The organism is Vibrio sp. 10N.222.52.C3 (genome assembly GCF_041474195.1).
In the GTDB taxonomy this organism is placed as follows: Bacteria; Pseudomonadota; Gammaproteobacteria; order Enterobacterales; family Vibrionaceae; genus Vibrio; species Vibrio crassostreae_C.
This window is the reverse complement of sequence record NZ_JBFRTQ010000222.1, coordinates 1-2454: the sequence shown is the minus strand read 5'-3', so window position 1 is coordinate 2454 and position 2454 is coordinate 1. Positions and strand designations below refer to the sequence as shown.

The window sequence follows — 2454 nt, the reverse complement described above, 5'->3', positions numbered from 1 at the left end:
CTCCTACTCGATTCTGTTATTCCGCGGTAACTTAATGATGAATATTTGGAATAGGTTAGAATCTTGTGTTTCGTTATTGCTCGTCTGCCGTGAGTGGTAACTTGTCGCTACACAGGACTTTAAGGCGTTGGGTATATGGAAATCACTCTAGAAATATTGGCTATCTTGTTTGTTGTTGCAACGGCAGCAGGCTTTATTGATGCAATGGCTGGCGGCGGTGGGTTGTTGACTCTACCTGCATTGCTCGCGGCTGGCGTGCCACCCACGCAAGCACTGGCGACTAACAAACTCCAGAGCTCATTTGGCAGCTTCTCTGCGAGTTGGTATTTCGTGCGTAACGGTATCGTCAGTATTAAGGAGATGCGCCTCGCTATCTTTTGTACCTTTATAGGTTCGGCTATTGGTGCTGAGTTGGTTCAATACATCGACGCGAGCCTTTTGACCAGCGTGATCCCACTGCTGCTTATCGCGATCTCTCTCTATTTCCTATTAGCACCACAAACCAGAGCCTCTGAAGGCAAACAAAAGATCTCCGAGGCGATGTTTGCGTTATGTGTCGGTGGCGGTGTTGGTTTCTATGATGGCTTCTTTGGCCCTGGCACAGGCTCAATCTTCACTGTGTGTTTTGTTGCGATTGGCCATTTCTCATTGGTCGATGCTACGGCGCGAACTAAAGTATTGAATTTCACCTCGAACATCGCTGCACTGATTTTCTTTATTTTGGCTGGCTTGCCTATTTGGGAGTTAGGATTAGTGATGGCGGTTGGTGGTTTTATGGGGGCTCAGCTTGGCGCCAAAGTCGTGGTGACAAAAGGGCAGAAATGGATTCGCCCCCTTGTGATCGTAATGTCGATGCTGATGGCTTCTAAACTGCTTTGGGAACAGCATCAACAATGGATTCTATCAGTATTTTAACTCTTGGAGACTGGTAGCTATTCGGTCTAACACAGACATGAATCGGTCGAATTAAGCCTGCTAATTCAGGGAAGCTATACAAGTATTGAGGCTCAATATTGAGTGTTTTTACGATAGAGAGCGGGATTAACGCAGGCCCAGTCCCGCCCAATGCAAGTTGCGCCGCTGCGGTGTAGGCATCCATCTCCATCAAGGGTTTGATGCCGAATTTTTCTAACACAGATAATTGATAAGAGTTAGCAGGGTTGGTCATATCGTTGGTAATGACCAATGGAGGAAGAGCCGTGAGTGGCTGCTTACTCACAATGTAAAACGGCTCATCAAACAGGTGGAAAGTCATCAATCCATGATGCGGTGGCAATAAGCCAGCGCACAACCCTAGAGTTGCCTTGCCTGATTGCACTCGCTCTATGATTCTTGGCGTGTGGTTGGTGGTAATGGTGATGTATTTATCTTGCTGGATAAATTGCCCCATCATCTCACCTAAGTAGCCCGCTATCAGAGACTTAGAGCTGTCTAGGGTAATTAGAGTGGTATCTTCCAACTCTTGTTGTTCATAAATAAGACCACGAAGTTCATTGAACGTAGGGCCAATACTCTCGATCAATGCAACCGCATCCGGCGTCAGTTTTATCTGTCGGCCACTCGGCTCGATGAGCTTTTTACCTAGCTTCTTTTCTAAATTTGCAATCCGTTTGCTGACCGCAGATTGGCTGATATAAAGCAAACTGCCTGTGCGGCTCATGGTCTTTGCTTTACTCAATACCAGTAGAGTTTCGATTCCTTCGAGTAGCATTGGGTTATATTCATGAAATTTGGGAATGATTGAATCAAGTTACCTGAAACGACATTCATTCTCTAGTCTTGAGCTCATAGATATCACACAAGTTACGAACTTTGAACCAAGCTCGCGATGCGTTGACCAAAATAGAAAGCGGCTTTTAGGTCATTCGTATTAATACTGTTGCTTGTAGAGTTTGGATCCTCGTCGACACTGGCAACCAAGCCAATGCTCGAGCCTGTACGATTCAGACCTAGGTCGTCGATGTGTTTAGATACATCAAGCCCTGCCCAAATCATGCCATGCTGGCAAGCTAGAGTGAAAAAGCTGAATAGGGTTTGTTGTTGTTCTCCGTTGAGACTGCCCCCAGTGGTGAAGCCAGCAGCAAGTTTGTTTCTCCATGATTTCTTACCGTAGGTATCGCTGGTCGCATCCATAAAACTCTTAAACTGAGCGGCAGGAGACCCCATGTAAGTTGGCGCGCCAAAGACAATCGCACCACAGCTGTCTAATGCTGTGAGCTTATCGTCATTGTCATACCTTCCTTCAATAATTTCAGACGAGAGAACCTCGATGAGCAGTGTCGAGCTAGGCAATTGAGAGTTTACGCCCTCTGCGATGAGCTCTGCTACTTGCTTGGTTGCCCCACATTTAGAGAAGAAAACAATTCCAATTTTATTACTGCTCATCCTTAAACCCTCGTTGTTAGCATTAGTAAGTAAATTTATTTATAAAGTTATTTGTTTACTAATATAGTC

At 45.6% G+C, this 2454-nt stretch carries 3 protein-coding genes; 1 reads left to right on the top strand and 2 read right to left on the bottom strand.

Annotation, left to right across the window (positions count from 1 at the left end; genetic code table 11):
• Positions 1 to 135: 135 nt before the first annotated feature.
• Complete coding sequence (locus tag AB4517_RS22430; protein WP_102319698.1) at positions 136 to 915, top strand: TSUP family transporter; 780 nt, start codon at positions 136 to 138, stop codon at positions 913 to 915.
• On the opposite strand, the gene AB4517_RS22425 is transcribed toward AB4517_RS22430, so the two are convergent.
• Together AB4517_RS22425 and AB4517_RS22420 are read right to left on the bottom strand one after the other, a co-directional pair.
• Positions 866 to 1711, bottom strand: a complete 846-nt coding sequence (locus AB4517_RS22425; protein ID WP_239830094.1) for a LysR family transcriptional regulator — start codon at positions 1709 to 1711, stop codon at positions 866 to 868. The two genes, AB4517_RS22430 and AB4517_RS22425, sit on opposite strands and share 50 nt — an antisense overlap.
• A 92-nt stretch (positions 1712 to 1803) precedes the next feature.
• Positions 1804 to 2385 (bottom strand): flavodoxin family protein, encoded by a 582-nt coding sequence (locus AB4517_RS22420; RefSeq protein WP_372150059.1) that lies wholly within the window; start codon positions 2383 to 2385, stop codon positions 1804 to 1806.
• Positions 2386 to 2454: the final 69 nt, after the last annotated feature.

Coding starts and splice junctions, on each gene's coding strand:
- AB4517_RS22420 (WP_372150059.1), bottom strand. CDS start 2,385: ATGAGCAGTAATAAAATTGGAATTGTTTTCTTCTCTAAATGTGGGGCA.
- AB4517_RS22430 (WP_102319698.1), top strand. CDS start 136: ATGGAAATCACTCTAGAAATATTGGCTATCTTGTTTGTTGTTGCAACG.
- AB4517_RS22425 (WP_239830094.1), bottom strand. CDS start 1,711: ATGCTACTCGAAGGAATCGAAACTCTACTGGTATTGAGTAAAGCAAAG.